Annotated in this window: 24 protein-coding genes and 1 tRNA gene; 16 read left to right on the top strand and 9 right to left on the bottom strand. The window is 45.0% G+C overall.

Going from position 1 to position 26,452, the window contains the following annotated elements; translation table 11 throughout:
* The 5 genes from AC1MDJ_RS00975 to AC1MDJ_RS00955 all read right to left on the bottom strand — a co-directional run.
* The coding region (locus tag AC1MDJ_RS00975; protein ID WP_479689081.1) for a hypothetical protein at window positions 1–314 on the bottom strand (314 nt) is incomplete at its 3' end.
* Window positions 311–787, bottom strand: a complete 477-nt coding sequence (locus AC1MDJ_RS00970; RefSeq protein WP_479689080.1) for a hypothetical protein — start codon at window positions 785–787, stop codon at window positions 311–313. The genes AC1MDJ_RS00970 and AC1MDJ_RS00975, both read right to left, overlap by 4 nt.
* Before the next feature lie 22 nt (window positions 788–809).
* Window positions 810–2,597 carry an aspartate--tRNA ligase gene (gene aspS / locus AC1MDJ_RS00965; protein ID WP_479689079.1) on the bottom strand — a complete coding sequence of 596 codons (1,788 nt, stop codon included), beginning with the start codon at window positions 2,595–2,597 and terminating at the stop codon, window positions 810–812.
* A gap of 7 nt (window positions 2,598–2,604) precedes the next feature.
* Window positions 2,605–3,864: a histidine--tRNA ligase gene (hisS, locus tag AC1MDJ_RS00960; RefSeq protein WP_479689078.1), complete on the bottom strand. Its 1,260-nt coding sequence runs from the start codon at window positions 3,862–3,864 to the stop codon at window positions 2,605–2,607.
* A gap of 14 nt (window positions 3,865–3,878) precedes the next feature.
* Complete coding sequence (locus AC1MDJ_RS00955) at window positions 3,879–4,181, bottom strand: hypothetical protein (RefSeq protein WP_479689077.1); 303 nt, start codon at window positions 4,179–4,181, stop codon at window positions 3,879–3,881.
* A gap of 174 nt (window positions 4,182–4,355) precedes the next feature.
* Between AC1MDJ_RS00955 and AC1MDJ_RS00950 the strand changes: the two genes are divergently transcribed.
* The 8 genes from AC1MDJ_RS00950 (at window position 4,356) to rplT (ending at window position 10,524) form a co-directional block, all read left to right on the top strand.
* A complete protein-coding gene (locus AC1MDJ_RS00950; protein WP_479689084.1) occupies window positions 4,356–5,738 on the top strand; it encodes an anaerobic C4-dicarboxylate transporter in 1,383 nt (460 codons plus the stop codon).
* A 67-nt stretch (window positions 5,739–5,805) separates the two neighbouring features.
* The gene (locus AC1MDJ_RS00945; protein WP_479689076.1) at window positions 5,806–6,360 is read left to right on the top strand and encodes a hypothetical protein; all 555 of its coding nucleotides are present in this window, start codon (window positions 5,806–5,808) and stop codon (window positions 6,358–6,360) included.
* An 88-nt stretch (window positions 6,361–6,448) separates the two neighbouring features.
* Window positions 6,449–6,522 (top strand) — tRNA-Arg (locus AC1MDJ_RS00940).
* A 33-nt stretch (window positions 6,523–6,555) separates the two neighbouring features.
* Window positions 6,556–7,431 (top strand): M23 family metallopeptidase, encoded by an 876-nt coding sequence (locus AC1MDJ_RS00935; protein ID WP_479689075.1) that lies wholly within the window; start codon window positions 6,556–6,558, stop codon window positions 7,429–7,431.
* A 20-nt stretch (window positions 7,432–7,451) separates the two neighbouring features.
* On the top strand, window positions 7,452–9,383 hold the full coding sequence (gene thrS / locus AC1MDJ_RS00930) for a threonine--tRNA ligase (RefSeq protein WP_479689074.1): 1,932 nt from the start codon (window positions 7,452–7,454) through the stop codon (window positions 9,381–9,383).
* A gap of 3 nt (window positions 9,384–9,386) precedes the next feature.
* Window positions 9,387–9,974 carry a translation initiation factor IF-3 gene (infC, locus tag AC1MDJ_RS00925; protein WP_479689083.1) on the top strand — a complete coding sequence of 196 codons (588 nt, stop codon included), beginning with the start codon at window positions 9,387–9,389 and terminating at the stop codon, window positions 9,972–9,974.
* Window positions 9,940–10,149 carry a 50S ribosomal protein L35 gene (rpmI, locus tag AC1MDJ_RS00920; RefSeq protein WP_479689073.1) on the top strand — a complete coding sequence of 70 codons (210 nt, stop codon included), beginning with the start codon at window positions 9,940–9,942 and terminating at the stop codon, window positions 10,147–10,149. Before infC ends, rpmI begins: the two co-directional genes overlap by 35 nt.
* A gap of 30 nt (window positions 10,150–10,179) precedes the next feature.
* A complete protein-coding gene (gene rplT / locus AC1MDJ_RS00915; RefSeq protein ID WP_479689072.1) occupies window positions 10,180–10,524 on the top strand; it encodes a 50S ribosomal protein L20 in 345 nt (114 codons plus the stop codon).
* Between the two features lie 61 nt (window positions 10,525–10,585).
* Here the strand turns inward: rplT and AC1MDJ_RS00910 are convergent, their stop codons facing one another.
* From AC1MDJ_RS00910 to AC1MDJ_RS00895, 4 genes are all read right to left on the bottom strand, one after another.
* Window positions 10,586–12,679 carry a sulfatase-like hydrolase/transferase gene (locus tag AC1MDJ_RS00910; protein WP_479689071.1) on the bottom strand — a complete coding sequence of 698 codons (2,094 nt, stop codon included), beginning with the start codon at window positions 12,677–12,679 and terminating at the stop codon, window positions 10,586–10,588.
* 146 nt (window positions 12,680–12,825) lie between these two features.
* Window positions 12,826–13,854 carry an ABC transporter substrate-binding protein gene (locus AC1MDJ_RS00905; protein WP_479689070.1) on the bottom strand — a complete coding sequence of 343 codons (1,029 nt, stop codon included), beginning with the start codon at window positions 13,852–13,854 and terminating at the stop codon, window positions 12,826–12,828.
* Between the two features lie 36 nt (window positions 13,855–13,890).
* Entirely contained in the window at window positions 13,891–14,685 is a 795-nt protein-coding gene (locus AC1MDJ_RS00900) for an ABC transporter ATP-binding protein (protein ID WP_479689069.1), read from the bottom strand.
* The gene (locus AC1MDJ_RS00895) at window positions 14,679–15,698 is read right to left on the bottom strand and encodes an ABC transporter permease (RefSeq protein ID WP_479689068.1); all 1,020 of its coding nucleotides are present in this window, start codon (window positions 15,696–15,698) and stop codon (window positions 14,679–14,681) included. The genes AC1MDJ_RS00900 and AC1MDJ_RS00895 overlap by 7 nt, the downstream gene beginning before the upstream one ends.
* A 144-nt stretch (window positions 15,699–15,842) precedes the next feature.
* On the opposite strand from AC1MDJ_RS00895, the gene AC1MDJ_RS00890 reads away from it, so the two are divergent.
* The 8 genes from AC1MDJ_RS00890 to rpoB all read left to right on the top strand — a co-directional run bounded on the left by AC1MDJ_RS00890 (window position 15,843) and on the right by rpoB (window position 26,417).
* A complete protein-coding gene (locus AC1MDJ_RS00890) occupies window positions 15,843–16,541 on the top strand; it encodes a response regulator transcription factor (RefSeq protein WP_479689067.1) in 699 nt (232 codons plus the stop codon).
* Entirely contained in the window at window positions 16,534–17,946 is a 1,413-nt protein-coding gene (locus AC1MDJ_RS00885; RefSeq protein WP_479689066.1) for a sensor histidine kinase, read from the top strand. The genes AC1MDJ_RS00890 and AC1MDJ_RS00885 overlap by 8 nt, the downstream gene beginning before the upstream one ends.
* Before the next feature lie 67 nt (window positions 17,947–18,013).
* Window positions 18,014–19,354 (top strand): urease accessory protein UreH domain-containing protein, encoded by a 1,341-nt coding sequence (locus AC1MDJ_RS00880; RefSeq protein WP_479689065.1) that lies wholly within the window; start codon window positions 18,014–18,016, stop codon window positions 19,352–19,354.
* 102 nt (window positions 19,355–19,456) lie between these two features.
* Window positions 19,457–20,164: a hypothetical protein gene (locus tag AC1MDJ_RS00875; RefSeq protein ID WP_479689064.1), complete on the top strand. Its 708-nt coding sequence runs from the start codon at window positions 19,457–19,459 to the stop codon at window positions 20,162–20,164.
* 235 nt (window positions 20,165–20,399) lie between these two features.
* Window positions 20,400–21,101, top strand: a complete 702-nt coding sequence (rplA, locus tag AC1MDJ_RS00870) for a 50S ribosomal protein L1 (protein ID WP_479689063.1) — start codon at window positions 20,400–20,402, stop codon at window positions 21,099–21,101.
* A gap of 110 nt (window positions 21,102–21,211) precedes the next feature.
* Complete coding sequence (gene rplJ, locus AC1MDJ_RS00865; RefSeq protein WP_479689062.1) at window positions 21,212–21,724, top strand: 50S ribosomal protein L10; 513 nt, start codon at window positions 21,212–21,214, stop codon at window positions 21,722–21,724.
* A 33-nt stretch (window positions 21,725–21,757) separates the two neighbouring features.
* Window positions 21,758–22,135 carry a 50S ribosomal protein L7/L12 gene (gene rplL, locus AC1MDJ_RS00860; RefSeq protein ID WP_479689061.1) on the top strand — a complete coding sequence of 126 codons (378 nt, stop codon included), beginning with the start codon at window positions 21,758–21,760 and terminating at the stop codon, window positions 22,133–22,135.
* A 130-nt stretch (window positions 22,136–22,265) separates the two neighbouring features.
* Complete coding sequence (gene rpoB, locus AC1MDJ_RS00855) at window positions 22,266–26,417, top strand: DNA-directed RNA polymerase subunit beta (RefSeq protein ID WP_479689060.1); 4,152 nt, start codon at window positions 22,266–22,268, stop codon at window positions 26,415–26,417.
* The last annotated feature ends 35 nt before the right edge of the window (window positions 26,418–26,452 follow it).

The following is a 26,452-nucleotide window of genomic DNA, read 5'->3' as shown; positions in this document are numbered from 1 at the left end:
AGGGTGGCAGAATATTTGTCGTTAACACCCTTTAGGTTATCGTAGCGTTTCATATCAGCACTATATTGTTTCCTATATGTAGTGTCCAGCTTAGCCGCACCAGCTGTATCACCCTTTGCGCGCAATTCATCTGCCGCCGTCTGCGTAGCGCGACTATCTTTGAAAGCTACATCTGCACACGCACCTTTTGGAGTCTTTCCCCTAGACGAACTAGCGGTAGAAGGCTCATCCCCGCAACCTGATAACGCAAACAGCATTACAACAGCAAGCAACAATGACTTATACATCAGTTTGAGCATTATTTTATTTTTCATTTACTCGCTCCTTTTTCTAACTCTTCAATCTTAATCGTAGCAGCCAGTATATCGCACCCATCTAGCAACACTCTTGCTTCGCTTGCTAGTATGTTCGCCTTTTGTATATCCTGCCCATTTCTGCCATCCGTAGCGTTTGCCACCGCCACAGATATCCTATCTATCAGTCCGCCACGCTTGCCCGCCGCAACAAAATATTTGGCAAGCAACTCATCGTAGCGAGCAGAAACGTCATTAGTGGCGTTATTAGCTTTGCTATATTTCTTATCTGCAAACAACGCCCTAGCATTAGCAATATCAGCAATAAGTTCATTAAACAACCTTTTACCGCAACCATCGCTATACTTATGCTCAATTGCATATTCAATCTCGCTCAGAGTCGTCATATCGTCAGCGGAAGCAATGCCCGCAAAACCAGCAACCAATAATGAAATGAGCAGTGCCACCTGAAACCTACCTAACATATTATACATAAAACCTATATTTTGTCAAGCACTAACTTATAACACTTGTCTTTATGTGTAGTTCACGTAGCTGTTTGTCGTCCACGATGTTAGGTGCATCGCACATCATATCAGTGGCTTTCTGTGTTTTCGGGAATGCTATAACGTCCCTGATTGAATCTGCCCCCGCAAATATCGCCGCAACGCGGTCTATACCGAAAGCTATCCCGCCGTGTGGCGGGGTGCCGTATTTGAGTGCATCTACAAAATAGCCGAATCTGCGTTTTAACTCCTCATCTTTGAACCCCATCAGTTCAAACATAGATTTCTGCACGTCACTTCTGTGTATACGTATACTGCCACCACCTATCTCACTACCATTCAGCACTAGGTCATAGGCTTTGGCACGAGCTTTCTTGGGTGCACTAGACAAGAGTGGCACGTCTTCGTCCATAGGCGCGGTAAATGGGTGGTGGACAGCCACATAACGCTTTTCATCCTCGTTCCATTCTAACAACGGAAAGTCTAATACCCACGTGAGGGCAAAATGTTCGGGTTTTATAAGCCCTAGCATATCAGCCATCTTTATACGTAGTTTAGATAGCGACAGGTTCACGGTGTGCGTATCGCCCGCACCAAAGAATATTATATCTCCAGCCTGTCCATCCATCTCTGCCACAATTTTTTTCGTCAATTCATCACCTAAAAACTTGATAATAGGGGACTGCAAGCCGTCATTGTTTATCTTAATATATGCTAGCCCCTTTGCTCCAAGCGTTTCCACAAAGCTAGCCAATCCGTCTAAATCTTTACGGGTAAATTTCAGCCCCGCCCCTTTAGCGTTCACCGCCTTAACCGTGCTTTCATCCCCCTTAGCAGCTTCGGCAAACACGGCAAAGCCACAATCAGCAACTAGATGATTGATAGTCTTTAGATACATTTCAAAACGGGTGTCAGGCGCATCATGTCCATATCGTTCCATAGCATCTGCGTAAGTCATAGTAGGGAATGGGCGGGATAGAGCAACCCCTTTTATATCCTTAAACAGCTTTACTATTAAACCCTCTATCAACTCAATAATATCAACCCTGTCTATGAAACTCATCTCCACGTCCAGTTGAGTGAACTCAGGTTGCCTGTCTGCTCGCAAATCTTCATCCCTAAAGCAACGGACAATCTGAAAATATTTTTCAAATCCGCTCATCATTAAAAGCTGCTTAAATTGTTGTGGCGATTGGGGTAGGGCGTAAAACTTGCCCGGATTTACACGGCTAGGCACAAGATAGTCTCTAGCTCCCTCAGGCGTTGATACAGTAAGAAATGGCGTTTCTATATCTAAAAAACCGTTAGCATAAAAATATTCTCTAATGCTCCTAGTTAGTTCGTGCCGCAATATAATATTTTTTTGCAGTTGCGGGCGACGCAGGTCAATATAGCGGTATCTAAGCCGCACATCCTCAGATGTTTGATTATATTCGTCCAGCATAAACGGCGGTGTAAGTGCAGTATTCAATATGCGTATATCATCAGCCAACACGTCTATCTCGCCTGTGGCAAGCGTTTCATTTTTCATCCCGTCTGGACGCGCCCGAACCGTGCCTTTAATAGCTATAACATATTCACTGCGCAACTGGTCGGCTGTCTTTTGCGCCTCAGGTGCTGCCTCATTGAACACTACTTGCGTAATGCCCTCTCTATCGCGCAAATCCACAAATATAACGCCCCCGTGGTCGCGGCGACGGTGAACCCAGCCCATGAGCAATACGCTTGTGCCCACGTTCTTTAGCGAAAGTGCATTACACGAATGCGTGCGCCTCCAGTCGTCCATATTTGACAGCATAGTTCAATTACTCCTTAATCAATTTATAAAAGTTTTCAAGACTCATCTCCTCCTGTGAGGAGTTTGCCATAGTTCGGACGGATACCACACCGCGTGCCAACTCGTCCTCGCCCATTATGATAGCATACTTTGCCCCGCTACGGTCAGCTTTTTTCATCTGATTTTTTAACCCTTTTTGAGCGTAGTCTATTTCAGCCACAATACCCAGTGAGCGCAAGCGTGTTAAAACTTTCAGTCCCTCTTCTAGGCTCTTATCTCCAAATGTTACTACATATACCAGCGGTTGCAACTTCTCCACTGTGCTAACTTCCTTTAACAGAGCGACTACTCTATCCATACCGATAGCAAAGCCTATCCCAGGCGTGCTAGGACCGCCAAGCGTCTCAACCAGTCCATCATACCTGCCACCGCCACCCACAGCACTAGCTGCCCCTAGCTTATCGGTCACAACCTCAAAAGCTGTGCGGACGTAGTAGTCTAGTCCGCGCACCATTAGCGGGTTTATAACAAACGGAACGTTCAGCAAGCCTAAATAATACTGAACATTGTCAAAATGTTCCTTGCATTCATCACATAGTTCATCAAGCATTATTGGAGCATTTTTTATAAACTCCCTGCACTTTTGTTGCTTGCAGTCAAGCACACGCAAGGGGTTGCGCTCTAGTCGCCTGTTGCAGTCTTCACACATCTCTCCAGCGTGTCCATTAAAATAATCTATCAGTTTTTTTTGATATGATGGACGGCATTTAGGGCAACCCACGCTATTTAACTCAAGCTTGACAAACTTGCCAAGCCCTAGCTTATCAAAGTAGCTCATCAACATTCCGATAATATCAGCGTCTGTGAGTGGAGAGGACGAGCCTAGAAACTCTACATCACCCTGCACAAACTGCCTAAACCGTCCTTTTTGTGGATTCTCTTTACGAAACATCGGACCTATGCAGTAAAATCTATGCAAAATTGGCGGGTTATATAGCCCATTTTCAATATACGCACGGACAATGCCCGCCGTAGCTTCCGGACGTAGCGAGAGAGTGCCACCACCAGAGGAGTCGTCCATAGTGAACATCTCTTTTTCTACAATATCTGTTGTGCCACCTATGCCACGATTAAAAACTTCTGTCCTCTCTAGCACAGGCAGACGAACTTCTGATATAGAGTATTGTTTGAATATGGCTTTGATAGTATCTTCTGCGTATTGCCAGTATAAGCAGTCGTCACCCAGTATATCTTGAAATCCCTTTACGCGTTGAAACATTTGTCCCATCTATCATACCGCCCTTACAATTCAGAGTTGCCAGTCGTATCATCAGGGGCAACCTCATTGGTCGCCTCACCATTTGCTGCTTCGGCTGCATTTTCTTTAGAGAAAGCACTAAGTCTATTCTTGGATTTGCGCGATGCCACATTGCGCGCCTCAGCCTCCCTGCGTCGTTGCTCTACCAAACGGTCAGCATAAATAGCTCTCTTTTTGAAGTATTCTTCATACTCGGCTAGCTTCTCTGATTGGTCTCTAAGCGAAATCATTATAGAGAGGTAGCAGAACAAGCCTAACCCATAAAACAGTATATCTATCTTACCCAATTTTACCACCTTGTGCAACTATTACCCACAATCAATATCGGCTTGCCAGCACAAAAACTTTAGAGATAGCATTGGCACACGTAAGCTATGGGCAATAATTTACCTGCTCGTTTGACAAATTTTGTATAATGCGATAGTTTTATTATACTTTTGGAGGTGTGCGATATGAATGGTATCTCATTTTTCACCAGTATGAGCGAAGGAACTCAGTTGTTAGTTCAAGTTATCCTAGTTATCGCCTGCTTATTTTACGGTGCACGCAAAGGTGGCATTGCGCTAGGTTTGCTTGGTGGCATAGGGCTGGTAGTTTTAGCCTTTGTATTTCACGTAAAACCGGGCACTCCTGCTACGGATGTTATATTTACAATCCTAGCGGTTGTTGTTGCCAGCGCAACACTGCAAGCGGCTGGTGGGCTAGACGTAATGCTGCAGATAGCTGAACGCTTTTTGCGTTGGAATCCGCGTTTTGTCAGCATAGTAGCTCCACTGTGCGCCTTTGTGCTAACTTTCCTGTGTGGCACTGGGCACGTGGTCTATACGCTACTGCCTATCGTCTACGACGTAGCTATAAATAATGGCATACGTCCAGAGCGTCCTATGGCTGCAACAACCGTATCGGCACAGATGGGTATTATCGCAAGTCCGGTTTCAGTAGCTGTCGTATCTCTGGCTACGTTCATATTAAGCTCGGGCAATGCTCCTGCTGGTTTCAGCAGTCACTGGAGTTTGCTTGCCGTAACGTTCCCGTCATCGCTCTGCGGTGTGCTTGCTATAGGTGCGTTTAGCTGGTTTCGTGGCAAAGACCTTGATAAGGACGAAGAGTTCCAAGAACGTATAAAGGACCCTGAAGTAAAGAAGTATGTGTATGGTGAAGGCACTACGCTGTTAGATAAAGTGTTGCCATCTAGCTACTGGCTAGCGATGTGGATATTCTTAGCCGTTATTGCTATAGTCGGTGTAGTTGGCATTACGGGTTTCCGTCCTGAATGGGCGGGTGCTAACGGCAAGATGGCGAAGATGGGTATGGTTGCTGTTATTCAAATGTTTATGCTACTTGCTGGTGCGCTGATTATAATATTCACTAAGGTAGACGCCAACAAGATTTCTAAGAATGAAGTATTCCGTAGCGGTATGATAGCACTTGTTGCCGTGTTCGGCATATCGTGGATGGCAGAGTCAATGTTCTCTTCACATATCCCAATGATGAAGTCAACGCTTGGCGAAATCATAAAGGCACACCCGTGGACTTATGCGGTTATGCTACTGGTAGTGTCTAAGTTCGTTAATTCACAGGCAGCTGCTATATCGGCATTTGTGCCGTTGGCATTATCTATAGGTGTTCCTGTTGGGACTATTATAGCGTTTGCCGCAGCTTGCTACGGCTACTACATACTGCCTACGTATCCGAGTGACCTTGCTGCTATTCAGTTTGACCGCAGTGGCACTACGCATATAGGCAAGTTTGTTATCAACCATAGTTTCATACTACCTGGTTTGATAGGCGTATTTACGTCTTGCGTAGTTGGTTATGTGTTAGCACAAATCATCTATCTGTAAGATATTCTGTATTTAGTTGGGGGTGCATTAGTGCACCCCATATCATGATTTAATGGGGGATTTTCAGATGAATGTGTCTTTTTCCTATCAGCTTTGGTTTTTTACAAAAGCCACACTAGCTCTTACATTAACCTTAATAGTGTTGTGGCGTTTTGCCTTTATGTTGCCACTTACCGTGCTTGCATCGTCTCTCATAGTCTCTGCGCTTGTTGGTGCTGCGGGTGGGGTATTATTCTTAAAAAAGATGCGTGGTTGTACCCACTTCATAGCAATCTTAATATTTCTAGTATATACCTTTTCGTTTGCGACATTTTCGTGGTTCACGGCGTGGAATATAGAACGTTCGTTGACCTATAATATGTTATTCCACGCGGCTGATAATGGTGGCAAAGTATTAAAAGGCGATGTAGATAAGATGTTGAGCAACGAGGAGTTTTACGACCGCTTTCGCTACCGCGAACTTGCGGGCAGAAACCTCATTGAAAAGACTGCTGATGGCGAATACGTCATCACAGCTAAAGGCAAGGTGTTTGTTGCTATTGAACTTGCGTTAGGCAAAGTCTGGAATTTAGAAAACTGGTATTACACGTGGAAAAATAAAGAGACTACCCTAAATAATTGACGCTACTCTTGCGCTCGCTAAGGCGGCAATAAAGTTTGCAATTGACAAGCCCTAAACTTTATGTGATACTGCCACCTCAGATACGCAAGCCCTTGTAGCTCAGGTGGATAGAGCAATGGATTCCTAATCCAGAGGTCGTACGTTCAAATCGTATCAAGGGCATATTTAGAATTAAATGATTATTTAGGAGCTATATTGAAACGGATTATAATATTATTTGCTATTGCCTTTATTCTGGGCATACTAATGCGGACGTTTGCGGCTAGCGGGCTTGACATCAGCGTGCCTAGCCTGCCTGCACGCGGACAGCCATTTTTCGTATCTGTGAATAGCAACATCACAGTGGAGAGCTTTCATATCAAATGGCAGGGAATTGAGCGCGATATTCCAGCCATTGTAGCTGATAATGGCGAGTCTAGCGCAGAATTTCTGTTGCCCGCTAGGTATGATGAACATGGAAAGTTCACTTTGGAGGTGTCGGGAAAAACTGACGGCAGAAAATTATCAGGTTCGCTGGATATAGATGTAGCTGATAGAGAATACGAGCATGAGGAGTTAACTGTTGACCCAAAGTTTATTAAAGTTAGCAAAGAAAACAGGGAGCGCGCGGCTAAAGAGCGTGTGCTTGCTGGCAAGGCTATTAAAACGTTCAGCACCGATAAGCTGTGGACTATTCCATTTGCACGCCCAGTGCAGGGGGATATATCAGACGGCTACGGCATAAGGCGCGTATTCAATGGCAAACCTAACAGCATTCATTCTGGGCTTGATTTCAGGGCAAAGCAGGGTGATGAGATTCACGCAGTAATGGATGGCACGGTTGTGTTGACGGCAGACTTCTTTTACAGCGGTAGGTGCGTATTTGTTGACCATGGTTTGGGCGTGATGACGGTATATATGCACCAGTCAAAACTCCTTGTAAAAAAGGGCGATAAACTAAAAACTGGCGACGTGGTTGGACTGGTAGGCGCGACTGGCAGGGTGACTGGACCGCACCTGCACTTGCACCTGTATGTGCAAGGTGTTGCAGTTGACCCTGCAATTCCGCTGGGCATAAAAACCGATAAATAACGTTGAAGGAGTGAACTACTATGGTAAATATAATACTTCCAGACGGAAAAAATATTGAACTGACAGACGGGGCTACGGCTTACGTCTTGGCGGAAACCATATCAAAAAGGTTAGCACAAAAGGCTATCGCCGCAGAGGTGAATAGCGAAAAGCGCGACCTGTCTGCTGTATTAAAGAGTGGCGACAAAGTGCGTATAATAGCAGAACCTGATGCAGACGCATTGGATATATTGCGTCACTCCACTGCACACTTAATGGCAAATGCCGTTCAGAATATCTTTAAGGACGCAAAGGTTACAATTGGTCCCGTTATAAATGACGGCTTTTATTACGATTTTGACTACAACGGTGCATTCTCTCCTGAAGATTTAGAAAAAGTTGAAGCGGAGATGGTGCGTCTTGCTACCCAAGACGACAAGCTTGTTCGCAGTGAAGTCCCTATAAAGGATGCTGTGGCGAAGTTTGCTAAGCTGGAAGAAAATTTTAAGGTAGAGCTTATAGAGGATTTAGCGAGAGATTTCGGCACTGAAAGCGTGTCTCTATACACGCAGGGGGCGTTCACTGACCTCTGCCGCGGACCGCATGTGCCTTCAACGGGCAAAATTAAGCATTTTAAGCTACTATCAGTTGCGGGCGCATACTGGCGCGGTGATGAAAAGAACAAAATGTTGCAACGCATATACGGCACTGCATTTTTCAAGAAAGAAGATTTAGATGCTTATCTGAATATGCTTGAGGAGGCAAAGCGGCGCGACCACCGCAAACTAGGCAAGCAACTAGGCTTGTTTATGTTTGATGATGAGATTGGTGCGGGTTTCCCGCTATATCTGCCACGTGGCGGTCAGTTGCGTGCTACGTTAGAGGAATACGAGCGACATGAGCATCTGCGGCGCGATTACAAGGTGGTCTATGGTCCGGTGTTGCTAAAAAAGGACGTATGGGTGCGTTCGGGGCACTACGACAACTACCGCGAAAACATGTATTTTACAGAAGTTGACAACACAGCGTTCGGTATTAAGCCAATGAACTGTGTCAACCATATAGCAATGTATAAATCGGAACTACGCAGCTATCGCGACCTACCTATTCGTATGTTTGAGTTGGGGCACGTTCATAGACATGAGAAATCGGGTGCTCTGCATGGGCTAATGCGTGTGCGGGCGTTCACGCAGGACGATGCCCACCTATTCTGCCGTGAAGACCAACTTGAAGAAGAGATTGGCGGCATACTAGACCTGATTAAAGACATTTTTACTATGTTCGGATTTGAGTTCACGCATGCAGTTGCTACCAGACCAGAAAAATACGTTGGCACCCCTGAAATATGGGATTTGGCGACCAAGATACTCATCAGCGCAATGGATAAACGTAGCTTGCCATATACTATCAACGAGGGGGATGGTGCATTCTATGGACCTAAGATAGATGTATTGTTAAAGGATGCTATCGGCAGGACGTGGCAGTGTTCTACTATCCAGTGCGATTTTAACCTGCCTGAACGCTTTGATATATCGTATATAGCGGAAGATGGCGCGAAAAAACGCCCCGTTATGTTGCACAGGACGATATTAGGCTCTATTGATAGATTTATCGGCGTGCTTATAGAGCACTTTACAGGCGCATTCCCGTTCTGGCTGGCACCTGAGCAGGTGCGTGTGATGAATATTACAGACGGTCAAGCTGAATACGCGAAGAAAATTGCTAATGAGCTAAAACTAAAAGGTTTCAGGATAGAGACTGATTTGCGCAATGAGAAGATAAACTTTAAGATTCGCGAGGCTCAGCTGATGAAAGTGCCGCATATGGTGATTGTCGGCAAATCGGAGCAAGAGGCGAATAACGTGTCTATTAGGTTGAGAAACGGAGAAAATAAAAATTCTCTTGATTTTTTGAAATATATTGATATACTAGGCGTTCTTGACGCTACAAAAACGCTGGATTTATGGAGGTAATGTATAGCTCAGCCCACAGTTGAAAAGGATAGGATAAACGAAGATATACCGCACAGCGAGGTGCGTCTTGTATTAGACGATGGTTCTCAGCATGGTGTTGTTTCGTTGGCAGATGCGCTTATCATAGCTCGTGAGAAAGGGCTTGATTTGTTAGAGCTTTCCGCTATGGCTAAACCGCCTGTTTGCCGTATAGTTGAGTATAGCAAATATAGGTTTGAGAAGACTAAGCGCGACAAGGAGATGCGTAAGAAGCAGCGACAGAGTCAGGTTGATATAAAAGAACTAAAATATCGCCCGAAGATTGAGGAGCATGACTATCAGGTTAAACTGAAACATCTGCGCAGGTTTTTGGAGGATGGCGATAAGGTAAAGCTTGTGATACGTTACAAAGGGCGTGAGATAATTTTTCAGAATCACGGGTTAGAGTTGCTTGCCCGCATAGTAAAAGATGTGGATGATATAGCTACACCTGAGAAGAAGCCTGAATTGCTCGGCAGGCAGCATAATATAGTTGTGACACCGAGGCAAACGATTGAGAATAAAAGGAGTAAAGGTGATGGCGGAGAAACAACCAAAAGTAAAGACGCATAAGGGTGCGAAAAAGCGTTTCAAGATAACTGCCAACGGGAAGGCATTGTTTGCTAGGAAAGGCAGGAGACACATACTAGTGACTAAGTCTGCCAAGCGTAAACGCTCCCTGCGCAAAACTGGTGTGGCAGACGGCATCATGGCTAGAACTATTAGAAAGATGCTACCCTATGCATAATGTTAGTTGTAACGATTAAGGAGGACTACTGTGCCTAGAGCTAAAGGCGGGTATAAAACCCGTAGGAGAAGAAATAAGATATTAGCCCTTGCCAAGGGTTTCAGGGGACGTGCTAAGAACGTTTATAATATAGCGCGTCCGTTTGCGGAGCGCGCGCTGGCTTATGCCTACCGTGACAGGCGGGCGAAAAAGCGCGATATGCGCAAGCTGTGGATAGTGCGGATATCTGCTGCGGCTAAGATGTGTGATACATCTTATTCTAGGTTGATTGGCGGAATGAAGAAAAAGAATGTAGATATTGACCGCAAGTCACTATCAGAGCTTGCTATCGGCAACTTTGACGACTTCAAGGCAATCGTTGAGTCAGTAATATAAAAAGTTTTGCTATTAAATATTAAGAACAGGCGGGCAATTTGCCCGCCTGTTCTTTTAACCTCTAATATTCAAGTTCCATAGTTGACAAATACATCAGCCTGTTAGTGTCATTTGATAGTCGCACGTTCACAAGCCCTGTATTGTCTGAACGAACGGGAATAGTTAAAACAATATCTTTGGGAGATGCTGGGTATGCTTTGCTTACAGAGTAGTCGCCAGCAAAAGCCGATAACGATAAGCCGCTTGGCGTTTCTGCGCTATTAGGAATATGAGAAAGTCCAATTTCAATGGTTAGGGTATAATATTCTTCTTTCTTTGGCACTCTAAAGGTAAGAGTTGAGTTGTCTTTTATATTGTATGCTGTCCAATAAATTTCACTGTCATACATTAAATCTGGGACTTCAGTAAGACGAGTGAGCACATATCGGTAGTTGGCACGAACAGGTTTTAATGATGCCGCCCAAGCAGTGCGGTCAAAAATAGTTTTCTGTGAATTAAGTAGCTTGTAGTTAGTATCAACAAAACTTGATTCAAAACTATGAGAGTGTTCATCACGAGTCACGGTTTTGCGAACATCTTGGTGTAGCAGTTTAACTATATCCCGTTCTGCCATAGAGTAGCCACTATCAGCGTATTTCTTTAGGAACGTGTTCACCATAATATTGCTAGTTGGCGTCCTATCGTTTCTGAGAGGCGACTTGTTACCTCTAGGCTTGAGCATAAGGAAAGGGGTTACAGGCGAAGAGTAGAAGTCGCCCAGTTTTTGAGTGCGATTTGGCTTATTTATAGAGCCATGGTCACCAAGCAACACTAGGGTAGAGTTATCATACACACCTTTATCTTTTAGCACCTGCAATATGTCCGCTGTTCCTTTCAGCGAACAATAGACCTGTGTATAATAGTTGGAATAATTGCCGTCTTTATGTCGTTTCATATCTGCCGAGCAGTCATCATTAGCGATGAGGGGACTGTGCCCGCCCATAAAGTGAACGTACTGAAACGTTGGAATGTCTGAAACAGCATTAACCTCTAGATAATGACGAGTCATATCTAGCCGTGAATCTTGCGGATATACGTAAGACACGTTATCAAAAGACCAGTGCCCCCTACCTGTAGATGGTGCGTCTATAAGTATTTGTCTCTTGAATATATATGGTGCCCGCATTAACCTCGCTATCCTATCAATTCTAATCCTCATAAATCCATGCGTATGCAACGACGGTTCTTCTTGTTGCAACTCGCCAATATTTTGAAGACATACACCAATCATGCTAGAAAACACAACTTTATACTTTCGTTTGTCAAAATAGTTGAGTAGAGACGAATCTGCGTTCACAATGCGATTTATATGTTCTGCAAGCTGTGGAGTATCATAGTATAATCCAGTCATAATAGAAGGAATTGCTTCCGTTGTGCCACCACCTGTCATTAGATTGTTTGTGAAATTGATAAATCCGTTATACTTTGCGGCTAGTTCTGGATGCTCGCCGAACACATCTTTTACTACCTCTGCTGATGTGGCATCTAGCAACAACATTAAGACATTGTTTTGTTCATTTAATGTGAGCTGTTTCCATAAAGCCTCACATTGCACATTTCCAATATCAAAGTTATTTGATTTGTTTAATGTTGAGCGATACGCATCAGCAGTGCAGACTACCGCATATATTGATAAACCAAGAAGCATATATTTACTGTTTTTATATATTTTGTCCCTGCATAAGACAAATGTTGCGATAACAGACAGCCACAGCAGACTATCAAGCACCTTTCTAGGTAGCGAATTATATGCTGCAGTATTCCCGTCAAGCTCTGGTAGCCCTAGCGAGAGTAAGCCACCCTCTAATAACTGCAACAGACATATAGCCGAGATTACCGCAAAAGCTGTTTTCTTGGTTTTAGATATAAAGAATAAGACTGAAAAGCCCACAAACAACTCTATTGCAAAGGATATTTTATGAGTTAACACCATAAAGTAAGTTGCCTTGAACGAATCGGAAAACTGCCAGTAGGTGGTCAGCATAGCTAGCGGCACAAATATGACGGCAAACACTGCCGCATAAATTAGGGCATTGGTTAGTCTCTGTCTGCGCTCAGATTGGCACGGTTCTTGCTGTGTGTGTGTGTGTGTGTGTGTGTTATAGTGACGTTGCATCAAGTGCTCCTAAAATTAGTAGAACAGGGCATTGTAAAATAATATTTATTCCGCTGTCAATATAAATTTGTATAAAGCTGTGCCCTCCCCATCACCCCATTAAGGCTGGAATGGCTGGGGAGAGCACAGTCACGTCGCTCTAGTGTTTATTTAGAACCTTTTCCGAACAATGAATCTGGCACACCTGGCACTGCATAGTATGTATTGTTGACAAGTTTCTTTACGTCAACGTCTTTCTTTAGCATACCGATACTTTGCAGGTCGCGAACATTGCGTTCTATCGCTGTTTTAGCCTCTGAAACTGATGCCTTATAGCTATAGGTTTTTAGAACTTTAGCGTTTAGTTTAGGGTCGCCCGCAATATACTTCTTTTCATAGAGTATTTGCGTAGTTTCATCTGGGTGCTCTTGAACCCATTTAGCTGCCTTTTGTAGTGCGCGCAGGAACTTAGCCACTTCTTCTGGGTGGTCTTTTAGAGTCTTTGAGCGCACTGGAGTCACGCAGCAAAATTCGTGAGCTAGTTCACCATCAGCATTGTTAATAACAACACGGGCTTTGCCTTGCGATTCAATTATCGTTGCAGCAGGGTCGCCAGAACCGATAGCGTCAACTAGTCCCTTTTCAAGTGCAAGTGGCAGTTCAGCGTTAGGATAGATTACCCATTCTACATCGGTATCAGGGTTAATACCCAGCTTAGCAATGACGCGGGCAGGAATCACGCGCGTGCTGGCATTCATGCTAGCAACGCCGATTTTCTTTTTCTTGCCGTTAACAGGTGCTAAATCAGCCGCTGATTTGATAGGCGAATTAGGCTTAACAAGTAGCTTTACGCAACCAGTGTGCAAAGCAAGCGGGATTTTCACGTCCAACCCGTTAGCTAGTGGCGCAATCAACGTAGCAAGCAAGTTATTTACTACGTCAATTTGACCGGTGGTTAGCAGGTTCATAGCCGTGCCAGGCTCCACATTAACCCATTCATACTTCAGTCCTTCTTCCTCATAAAAGCCCTTAGCTATAGCGATATAGAAAGGAGCTTCACAAAGTCCGCCTTGAACTGCATAGCCTATCTTCAGGACGTAGTCGCCCTTAGCTGCACCCTTTGCTGGTGCAGGTGCTGCAAACACAGCACTAGCGCACAACAGCAATAGCGATACAATGACACTTAATTTTTTCATATATAGCCTCCTATGAAAATTACACACCGATTTATCTCACACACCAAGACCGCGCTCAAACAGCTCACTTTCTTGTGCCCCGCCCGCAAAGTGTAGCGTGCCTAAAATATCTGCCCTCAGTCGCAAAAACTCTGTGCTATCTCGCCTGCGCGGTCTAGGGATACCCACATCAATAATCTTTTCTATCTTGGCAGGGCGTGCAGACATCACTATGACCTTATTAGCCATATATATAGCCTCATCTACATCGTGGGTGACCAAAATAGTTGTCATCTTCTGTTGTTGCCATATCTTTAATATCTCGTCCTGCATATTCATACGAGTAAATGCGTCCAGTGCGCCGAGTGGTTCGTCCAGCAGCAACACTTTTGGTCTGTTGACTAGCACACGGGCAATGGCAGCACGTTGCGCCATACCGCCTGATAAGTGGTGCGGATAGGCACTCTCAAAGCCTTCTAACCCTACAAGGTGGAAAAAGTCAGGAATAGAGTCTTTTTCTTGGTCATATATGCCACGTGCCCGCAATCCGTAAGCGATATTTTCTTGGATAGTCATCCACGGGAATAACGTTGGGTCTTGGAATACCAAGCCACGTTCAGAACCGGGTGTGGTAATCGGTTCGCCGTCTAAGCTAATAGTGCCGCTGTCTGCATGTTCTAACCCAGCAATAATTCGCAGTAGCGTTGACTTGCCACAGCCCGATGGTCCTATCAGCGACACAAACTCTCCGCTATCAAAGCGAAGCTCTACGTCATTTAGAACGGTGAACTCGCTCCCGTCGCTCTGCAGGAATACTTTGCGAACTTTCAGAACATCAATAACGCCTACCATCTGATAGTTCCTTTTTGCCAGCTCAAAATCTTATTGCGGATATTGAACTGCATACCTATTAGGAATGAGAACGTCACAGCTATAACTATCAGACATGCATAGACGTTTGCATAAGCAAGCACTTCGCGTTGCCAGTTAATATACCAGCCGATACCGAACTTGCAACCAATCATCTCAGCAGCCATCAGCGTTAAAAAGCAAGCTGACGTACCGTTGAATATCCCCGCAAATATACTAGGAGCAGCAGCAGGTAGCGCAACCGTAAATATACTGCGGAGCGTGCTGGCACCGAGTGTGCTTGCGACTTCAAAATAGCTCTTGCGCACGTTCATAATGCCAGAGCTTGTGAGGACTGTTGTAGGGAACCACACTCCAAGCGCAATCAGGAACAGCGATGCGCTAGTAGGTTTCAAGAATACCACCAACGCAATAGGTATCCACGCCGTAGAGGGGATAGGTCCCACCATACGTATAAATGGCATAACCCAGTAGTTGATTCGCTGGCTCCAGCCGATGAGCGTGCCTGTGAGGACGCCTAGAAATGTACCTAAAAAGAACCCACCCAAGAGCAGACGCATTGAATACGCAAGGCATTGCAACAAGAATAACCAGTCTTCGGCAAATACGCCGATAATTCGCTCAGGAGCAGGAAAATATAGGCTAGGAACAACGTTAAATTTAAGCGTAATAACATCATAAAGCCCCAGTAGCAGGAAACCAGCAGCGTATATATCAGCCTTAAATACCAATTTTTCTCGCAACCGCTCCTTAAAGGCACTGACGAGTGCAAGCACACTAAAAACACCTATCAGTATGTATAGCAGGTTGGTGAAATATGCTAGCCTCTTAACAGCATAGTCCTGATATGCGGGCAAAAATGTATGCTCCCCCAATACGATGACAAGGGATACTAATGGTAGCAATACCCGCCATTCAAAAGCAACATCTCCTCTCTTCTGTTCACGAACTACTCGTGCACTGCTAACAACCGCCCTTGTTGCTAATGTAGCCATATAATAACTCTCCTTTTATTTTAATTACATAGTAATCATATTATTTTAATAGGTTATATAGGATTAGTTTTATGGTGTCAAGGTTTTTTTTAAGAAAAATTAACACTTCATATTTCGCTCATATTTAGGGTATATTCTTCGTATATGAACGTAAAGCCTGTTGTTTTAGTGGTTGATGATGAGTTAAAGATACTTGCCCTAGTTAAGGCGTATCTTGAGAGCAGTGGCTTTGAGGTGCTGGGTGCTGCCAGTGGCAAGTCTGCACTCGCAAGCATAGAATCAAACGCTATTGATATATTGCTGCTAGATTTAATGTTGCCCGATGTTATGGGTGAGGATATCTGTCGCAAGGTGCGTGAGAGGTCAGCTCTGCCTATAATAATGATGACCGCTAAAGCTGATGAAGAGAGCATTATAAACGGGCTTGCGCTTGGTGCTGATGACTATATAACAAAGCCGTTCAGCTTAAAGGAGCTTGTCGCCCGCGTCAAGGCAGCTTTGCGGCGTAGCAGTATGACTAAAGCTATCCCCGCGCGTCTGGTATCAGGCTCGCTTGCCCTAGATATTGAAAATAAACAGGCAACACTTGACGGACAGTCCCTAGCACTCACTCGCAATGAGTATGAGATTTTACGGCTCTTTATGACGCACCCTGCTAAGGTATTCACCCGTGATGAGATTATAGATAATATTAAGGGGGAAGATTTTGACGGCTTTGATAGAACTATAGATACGCATATCAAAAACTTGCGACAGAAGATAGCTGATGAGCCGAAGTCGCCTAAGTTTATCCAGACGGTCTATGGTATGGGCTACCGATTTGCGGGGGAACTGGATGATTAGTCTGAAAAAACGCCTTACTATCACATATATTCTATTTATTAGCCTGTCGCTAGTTATATTAACGGTGGCTATCAACATCTTTTCCTCTAAACTATTTGAAAGTTTTGTTAAAGACAGCATTAGCCAGCGCAACGCAGAAATTGTCAGGGCATTTAGTGAAGCCTATGTTCCAGCGAACAATGCGTTTGATTTAGCCACACTAGAAGCTATCGGCATGTTATTCGTCCACGAGGGCTATATCGCTCGCCTAGAGGGAGTAGCGGGTAACATCATTTGGGATGCGCACGATATGGATATGCAGCATTGTCTTGATGTGATGGGCAATATTACGAAAAGAATGGAGATGGGGCACGGCGTTAAGGGGGAACTGCAAAATATAGACTACCCTATCGTGTCAGCAGATAAATTAGTCGGCAGTCTGAATATTACTACCTTTGGACCATATTTCTACACTGAGACGGAGGAGCAGTTCTTAAAATCGCTGAATAGGGTGCTCGCCATTGCCACTGCAGTGCTTGTCGTGCTTAGTGCTACTATATCAATACTGCTGGCGAATAGTATCGCAAACCCTATCAACACGGCTAGCGTTGCGGCGCAAGCGATAGCGGCATTCTACACAGGCGGAACTAAACGTGAGACTCTGAATATACGTATACGAGAAGATTATAAAACTAACGAGCTTTTTGAGCTATCGCATTCTATAAACGAGCTGGCGACACAGCTAGCCGAGATGGAGCGGCGACAAAAACAGCTGACGGCTGATGTTGCCCACGAATTGCGCACACCTCTTGCCTGCTTGCAAGGTAGCATTGAGGCGATGTCAGATGGCGTGCTAGAGCCGACAAAAGAGCTACTAGCAAGCTGCTATGACGAGATAAAGCGACTGTCAAAGCTGGTGGAGGATTTAAGCCTGCTTACTGGGTTGGAATGGGACAAGATTACATTGAATAAGAGTGAATTTGATATGCAAGAACTGTTAAATAACGTGTCGGCGCAATTTGCCGTAGCCGTAAAGAAAAAAGGGCTTGCGCTAAACATTAAAACAAGAAGTATTTTAATATATGGCGACTACGACCGCATAAAACAGGTGATTATAAACCTAGTCTCAAACGCTGTGAAATACACTGACAGCGGGCATATTAGCATTGAAAATTCAGCAGAGTTTATATTTAGAATATCAGATAGTGGTATATGTATTGATGAGGAAAGTCTGCCACATATATTTGAACGGTTTTATCGCGTAGATAAATCGCGCGGGCGTGAAACTGGTGGTTCAGGCATCGGGCTGGCAATAGCATCAGCCATAGTAGTGGCGCACGGCTGGAAACTGACGGCTGAAAGCGAACTGGGCAGGGGAACAACATTTACAATAGTTGAGGGTGTCAACGAAAGCAGGGGAGCATAATTCTCCGCACACAATTTATTCACATTTATATGAAAAAGTATCTATAGTATTTGGAAAGGAGTACGTTATGAGGGAACTATCGTTGAATATAGGCGGAATGAGCTGTATAAACTGCCAAAATAGGATTGAAAAAGCACTTAAGGGCACTGGTGGCGTTGAGTGTGCTGATGTGAATTATGCTGCGGGAGTAGCTACTATCAGCTATGATGGCTGGCAGACAAACCCAGCAAAGCTCAAAGCTGTTATAGAAAAACTTGGCTATGAAATTATAACTAATAAAGCTAAAAAGTCAGAAAAAACAATCTCACAGATTATAGGTTATGGGATAATCATTGTTGCACTTTATATGCTAGCTAGGCAGGTCAGCGTGTCTCCTATAGCGACATCGTTTCCGCTGGCTGAGGCGGGGATGGGCTACGGGGTGTTGTTTGTTATTGGTTTGATTACGTCTGTCCACTGCCTTGCTATGTGTGGCGGAATAAATCTATCACAAACAATCCCGCAAGCGGACGGAAATGGCACCACGCTACTAAAGCCAGCTATATTGTATAATACAGGTCGGGTTGTATCATACACGTTGGTCGGCGGCTTGGTTGGTGCGCTAGGCTCTGTTTTGACTGTATCGGGCAGGTTTCAGGGGGCGGTGCAGATGTTTGCAGGTATTTTTATGGTTATAATGGGGTTGAATATGTTAGGGATGTTCACCGTCCTGCGCCGTTTTAACCTCCGTCTGCCAAGATTTCTGTCTGCAAGGGTTAACACCGCTAAAAGCTCAAGCAAAAGCCCGCTAATTGTAGGTTTATTGAATGGGTTTATGCCCTGTGGTCCTTTACAGGCGATGCAATTATACGCCTTGTCCACCGAAAACCCTATAGCTGGGGCAGCATCAATGTTTATGTTTAGTCTTGGAACGACTCCAGCAATGTTTGCGCTAGGGGTGTTCAGCTCAGCATTAGGTGGACAGTGGACTGCAAAGGCGATGAAAGCTGGTGCAGTGGTGGTTGCAGCACTTGGACTGACGATGTTTTCTAACGGCTGGGGGGTATCTGGCATGGGTGATAGTATTATCCCCAGTGTAGCGGTAGCTGGACAAGCTGACGAGGTGGAACTCGCCGCATATCAGTCTGAGAATACGGGTGGACAACAGGTAGTCCGTTCTAAGCTAGATGGCTGGGGCTATCCTGCTATTACCGTGAAGGCGGGTATCCCCGTGCGATGGATAATAGATGTGCCACAGGGGACTATAAACGGCTGTAATTATAGGATGCTCATCCGTGAGTATGGGATACAGCACCAGTTCAAGGTTGGCGAAAATGTTATAGAGTTCACGCCTAGACAGGCAGGGCGTTTCGCATATACCTGCTGGATGGGTATGATACGCAGCACTATTACGGTTGTTGCGAAATAGGGGAAGTTTCTATGGAATTTTTACAGAGTCATTGGCACTGCATAGTGCCTGTATTGGCAATAGCGGTCGGATTATGGCTGCAAAAAACAAAGGAGAAGTAAGATGAAACGAATTGTGTTTAAGTTTTTAACGCTAACTGTTGTTATATCAACACTTTTAGCTATGAGTGCATGCGGAAAGTTAGACGTTGTAGCTGACGAATCAACAAAGTCTTTTGATAGGTTGTTGGATGTGGCTAACTCGCTGGTGTCAAAGGACGATATGAACGGCGGCTGGACGTTGGCTGCACCAGACGGAGAGGCAAATTTTATCTGGAGCTGGGATTATAGTGCAAGCCCTCAGCACGATGTGATGTTAGCTTTCAATGCGGAGCCGTTCGTAGCAGCAGGGTTAGACCCAGCAAAATTGCCGCAAGACATTACATTTATGGACGTGATGGATACTGGTATGGGCAATAGTCAGAGCATTATGGTAGGCACGAAACTGGGCAAGGAAAAATTTGACGGTAGGGCAACGCCTGCTGTTGCCTATAAGCAGATAATAAAGGAGCACCGTTCTAGCGTAGGTTATCATAGTGCACTGGACCATTATGGCGTGAATCTCGGTGACGGAAACCTCTTTGAATGGGCTAAAGACATTGACACTAATGACAAGGATATTGTTTTTGTGTTAGAACCAGCACCATTTATTGCTGCTGGCGTGAACCCCAACAAGGTTAAAGGCTGGGTGTTCGCAAAGGTAATAGTTGATGACGCAAATGGCAAACCCGTAGAAGTTGATAAGCTACTGAAACCATTTAACCTAAAATAACATGAATTAAATTAATTAATCTGCAACTTTCTGCTTGCAATTTGCAAATACTTGTATTATCCTTATAGACTTCCAAATATTTATTGGAAGTCTATTTTGGACTTTGCTATATGTGGGCAACACCGTGGACGTCATTTTAACGTAATGACGTATTGAGATATATCGGGAGCAAAGCGCAGGAGCTTTAGCGATTTTTTGCTGAAGCGGAATGTTGTTTTGCGAAAAGGAGATTGGTATGGCTAAAGCTGGCAAGAAGTTTCTTGTTGCGGTTTCTGCAGTGGATGGTAACACTTTGTATGGTGCTACTGAGGCTATTGAGTTAGCGAAGAAGGTCGCATTTGCCAAGTTTGACGAGACTCTTGAGCTTGCTGTCAAGCTTGGTGTTGACCCTAGACATGCTGACCAAATGGTTAGGGGTAGTGTTGTTTTGCCGCATGGCACGGGCAAAACTGTGCGTGTGCTTGCTTTTGCTAGGGGCGATAAAGCGAAGGATGCACAAGCTGCTGGGGCTGATGTGGTTGGAGCTGAGGATTTAGTCGCTAAGGTGGAAGGCGGCTGGATGGAGTTTGACAGTGTTGTTGCCACACCTGATATGATGGTTCAGGTGGGCAAGTTAGGGCGTGTGCTGGGTCCCCGCGGGTTAATGCCTAATCCGAAAGTTGGCACAGTGACGAACGATATAGCCAATATCGTGAAACAGGTTAAATCAGGTATGGTTGAGTTTCGCGTTGAAAAGGCTGGTATTGTGCATGTTGGTTTTGGGAAGAAGAGTTTTGATGTAAAGAAGCTCGTTGACAACCTAAAGACTATCATGGATGTTATCGTTAAGGCGAAGCCTACATCTAGTAAAGGCGTTTATGTCCGCTCAGTGGCGATATCTACTACTATGGGACCTGGTATAAGGCTAGATGTGAGCAAGTTGATTAGCGAGCTATAATTTAAGAGGAAAGTTGCAGGTTGTAGAAAGCAGGTTTCCGCTATATAGCGGATGTAAGTCCTGCCTAGACTGGTAAATATACGCCAACCCGCTGCTTGAGGAGATTGGTTTTGAAGAAACAAGAGAAAATTGAGATTAGCAAGGGCGTTGTTGAAGAGATTTCAGGCGCCGAGGGGATAGTGCTCGCAAGCTATAAGGGCATGTCGTTTCCCCAGATGGACGTTGTTCGGCGTGCCATTAAGGGTGGAGGCAACGATTTTCGCGTTGTAAAGAACACACTCTTAAGGAAGGCGTTGAACAGCAGTAAGATAGATAGTTTGGACGAATTTCTAGTGGAATCCACCGTGCTAGTAGTCGTTCGTAAAGATTTTGCCGCTACGGCTAAGACGTTGAAGAAGTTCTCTGGGGACTTCCCGTTTTTAGCTGTGAAAGCGGGCATTATGGATGGAGTGTTCCTTTCAGGTAAGGAAGTGCTCCGCATTGCCGACCTGCCTTCACGTGAACAGCTGCTCGCCCAGCTATTTGCTACCATGGAGGCTCCTTATCAGAACTTCGTGTCGTTGCTTGCCAATATACCGCGGAGTTTCTTGAATGTGCTTAACGCTATCAAGGGCAAGAAGTAAGCGTAAAATTAAGGTTATTACAAGGAGATTATCATGGCTGTTACTAAAGCTGATGTTGTTGAGTTTATTAAAAATATGCCTGTTATTGAATTGGCTAATTTTGTGAAAGAACTGGAAGAAACTTTCGGCGTATCTGCTGCTGCTCCTGTGGCTGCTGTCGCAGTTGCTGCAGGCGGGGCTGCTCCTGCTGTTGAAGAAAAGACTGAGTTTGATGTTGTCCTAAAAGAGGTAGGCGCAAACAAGGTTGCTATTATTAAGGTTGTCCGCGAGGCTACTGGGCTTGGCTTGAAAGAAGCTAAAGCCGTAGTTGATGAGGCACCGAAGCCTATCAAGACTGGCGTTAAGAAAGAAGAAGCTGATAAGATTAAAACTGAAATTGAGAAAGCTGGTGGCAAGGTAGAAGTTAAATAACCAGATATTTTACGGGCACTGCCTTTTGCACTAGTTAGGTGCGGGGCGGTGTCCGTGCGTTTATGGCGATGTTGCATTGTTTATGTGCAGCTAGAGTGTGTTCGTGCGTATTAAATACTTGGGTGAAACGATGGCAGATAATAAAAATAAAAAGAAATCAGTAGCTAGTAAGACACCAGTTAAGAAGCCTGCGACTAAAAAAAATATTGCACTGCCGACAGCAAAGTCTGCTGTTGTTGCAGAGTCTGTGTCTGGTGGCGGTGCCAGTGACGGCTATTCTAGTATTCCTTTGACGATATACTCTGATGTTAAGAGGGCTAATGAGCCTATCACCCGCCATTCGTTTTCAAGAATTCCGAAAACGATAGAACTGCCCGATTTTATTGAGATACAGCGCAATTCATTCAAGGAATTTATGCAAGATGGCGTTCCTGCTGATAGGCGGGCAAGCAAGGGGCTTGAAAAGGTTTTTCAAGAGGTATTCCCCATAAAAGATTTCAATGAGATGTATAGTTTGGAGTATATGGGCTATATTATAGATGAGCCTAAATATACGCCTAATGAGTCTATTGAGCATAACGTTACTTATGCGGCACCTTTGAAGATAAAGGCACGTTTGATTACATATACTGATGATGACGGCAAGAAGCGGCAAAAGGATGTTAAAGAGGACCCGCCTATTTATCTGTGTGACCTGCCTTTGATGACGAAATACGGCACGTTTATTATAAATGGCGTTGAGCGTGTGGTTGTTAGTCAGTTGCATCGCTCGCCCGGCATATTCTTTGAAGTTGAGCATAGCAAGATTACTGACAAAGACGAATACACTGCGCGTATAATACCCTATCGTGGCTCGTGGATAGACTTTGAGTTTGATTCAAAGCCGCTGATGTATATCCGCATAGATAAGAAACGTAAGATACCAGCTACTAGGCTATTAAAGGCGCTTGGTATGACTGAGGAGGATATTCTCGGTGAATACTATGAATCGGAGAAAATTTTAATTACGAAGAATGGTTTTGAGATTGCTTTCAATAAAGATACTGTTTTGAATCGCAAGTTCAGTTCTGATTTAAGGGCTAGTGGTGAAGTGCTGGTAGCAGCAGGCACTCCTATTACCAAGACGCTTGTTCGCAAGCTGGAACGTGCAGCTATTAAACGCATTCCGCTGACAACTGAAGACCTTGTATCTAGTTATTTTGCAACTCAAATAGTTGATGATAAAGGCGAGCTTTTGGCGCAGGCTAATACTGCCGTGACTGAAGAGGTGCTTGACAAATTACGTGAGGCTAGCATCAAGGATTTCAGTGTTTTGATTGTTGATGAGGCTACTACTGGCAAATCTATCCGTGAGACGCTGGAGTTTGACCGCAAGATTATGACCGCTACCGCTGCCAAGATAGATATTATTAAAGCGATTAGACCGGGCGAACCTATCACGGAGGAGTCCGCTAACAGGTATTTTGGCGACCTATTCCGTAATACTAGGAAATACGATATTTCGCCGATTGGCAGGACTAAATTAAACAAGCGGCTCGGTTTGAAGGAGCCTGCAAGTCTCACCACCCTTAGCGATAAGGATATCGTGGAGACTATCAGGCTGTTGGAGCGTGTTCGTATAGGGCAGGATAAGGTTGATGATATAGACCATTTGGGACATAGGCGTGTGCGCTCGGTGGGTGAGCAGTTGCAGAACTCAATACGTGTGGGTATGTTCCGTATGGAAAAGAATGTTAAGGAAAAGATGAGCTTGCGTGATGACAGCAGGAGTGGCACTCCGCAAGATTTGCTTAGCAACTCTAAACATTTATCTGGGGCGATTCGTGAGTTTTTTGGTAGCTATCAGCTATCGCAGTTTATGGACCAAATCAATCCATTGTCGGAGATTACGCACAAGCGGCGACTATCTGCGCTTGGTCCTGGTGGGCTTAATCGTGACAGGGCAGGTTTTGAAGTGCGTGACGTGCATACATCGCACTATGGCAGGCTTTGCCCTATCGAAACGCCAGAAGGTGCGAACATTGGGCTGATTACCTCGTTCACTGCTTATGCTAAGACTGATGAGTATGGGTTTATCACTACGCCGTATCGCAGGGTCATAGATGGCAAGATAGTGCCGAACGAGCCACCTAGATATATGACGGCGATAGATGAAGAGGAGCAGATAGACGGTAAGGATGCGTATATTGCGCAAGCCAATACTATGATAGATAAGCGCAGTGGCGAGATAATGGACAGCCACGTAACAGCACGGCGTATGGGCGAATCGGTTGTGACCGAAAAGACTAATATACAGCTGATGGACGTAGCACCTATGCAGATAGTGTCGGTGTCGGCGGCGTTGATACCATTTTTGGAACACGATGATGCAAATCGTGCGCTTATGGGTTCTAATATGCAGCGTCAGGCGGTGCCGTTAATCAAGACTGATGCGCCTATTGTGGGAACTGGTCTTGAGGGGAAACTTGCTAAGGATTCAGGTTCTGCTGTTGTGTGTGAGCATGATGGCGTAGTTGATTACGTTGATGCTAACAAGATTATTGTTAGGTATGCTGATGATAAGAGTGGTTTCGGGGTAGATATTATAGACCTAGTGAAGTATCGCCGTAGCAATCAGGACACTTGTATTAACTACCGTCCTACGGTGCTACCGGGCGAGCTGGTTAAGAAAGGCGATGCTATTGCTGATGGTGCTGCTACTGATGGTGGTGAGCTGGCACTGGGGCATAATACTGTTGTAGCGTTAATGCCATGGATGGGTTACAACTACGAGGACTCAATACTTATTTCTCAACGTGTGGTAAAGGAGGACGCCTTTACGTCTATACACATTGAGGCTTTTGAGGTAGAGGCTAGGGACACCAAGCTGGGCGAAGAGGAGATTACCCGTGATATACCGAACATCGGCGAGGATGCATTGCGCGACCTTGACGATGGCGGGATAATACGTATAGGAGCCAAGGTTAAAGAGGGCGATATATTGGTCGGCAAGGTCACGCCTAAGGGCGAGACGCAGGCTACACCTGAAGAAAAGCTGTTAAGGGTTATCTTCGGCGATAAAGCGGGCAATGTAAAGGACGCCTCTCTGCGTGTGCCTATTGGCGTTGAGGGGACTGTCATAAAGGTTCAGGTGATGACGACTCGTCGCAATAAGAAAGATGACCGCGCTAATGCTATAGAGGCTGAAGAATATGAACGTATAGAGGCAGATTTAGTACTGGAGAAGCGCGCGCTCTTGAATGCGCGTAACGAAGCCGTTGCGTGCTGGCTTGTGGGCAAGAAGCTTTCAGGTGAAAAGGGTGTTATTACCGCTGATATGTTGCGTGGCAAGAGTTTCAGCGAACTGTCGTCTATGAATGTTGATAACAAGTCAGTGTTTATGGCATTTATGAAACGTGTGAATGATACTTATGAGAAAGATGTAAGGCGTGCTGAGGACAGGCGGGACAACAGGAAAGAAAAGGTTGAAAAGAGCGATGAGATGATAGCGGGTGCTATGAAGTCGCTGAAGGTAGTGTTGAAGTCTGTTCGTGTGCATATCGCCATAAAGCGCAAATTGTCTGTGGGCGATAAGATGGCAGGCAGACATGGCAATAAGGGCGTTGTTTCACGGATATTGCCTGAGGAAGATATGCCGTATCTGCCAGATGGCAGAGCTGTTGATATAGTGTTAAACCCGTTGTCAATCCCTAGCCGTATGAATGTGGGGCAGGTGTTGGAGATGCATTTAGGCATTGCTTCAAAGATGCTTGGCAGGCATGTGGCGACAGAGGTATTTGATGGGGCTAGAGAAGAGGACATTAGGGCGTGGATGGGTGAAGCGCGTGCTACTGACGAGGGAAGTTGGTTGCATGAAGATGGACAGACGATTCTCTATGATGGGCGCACGGGCGAGCCGTTTGACCAAGAGGTGACGGTCGGCGTTATGTATATGTTGAAGCTGAATCACCTTGTTGATACTAAGTTGCACGCTCGTTCTACTGGTCCGTATGCGCTAATAACGCAACAGCCTTTAGGTGGCAAGGCGAAGTTTGGCGGGCAAAGGTTCGGTGAAATGGAAGTTTGGGCACTTTATGCTTATGGTGCTGCACATGTATTGCAGGAGATGTTGACTGTTAAATCAGACGATACGGATGGGCGCACAGATGTGTTTCAGGCTATAGTAAATGGTACGTATAGTTTTGAGGCTAATATGCCGGAATCGTTTAATGTATTGATGAAAGAACTACGCGGGCTTGGGCTTGACGTAGATAAGGACAACAAGGCGATAGCGGGGGAATAATAATGGCTGTAGCAACTAGGGGTCAAGGTCAGTTA

The sequence above is a fragment of the Candidatus Termitispirillum reticulitermitis genome, from assembly GCF_054655775.1.
Note: the sequence above shows the minus strand (reverse complement) of the source record. Positions and strands in the feature narration are given on the sequence as shown.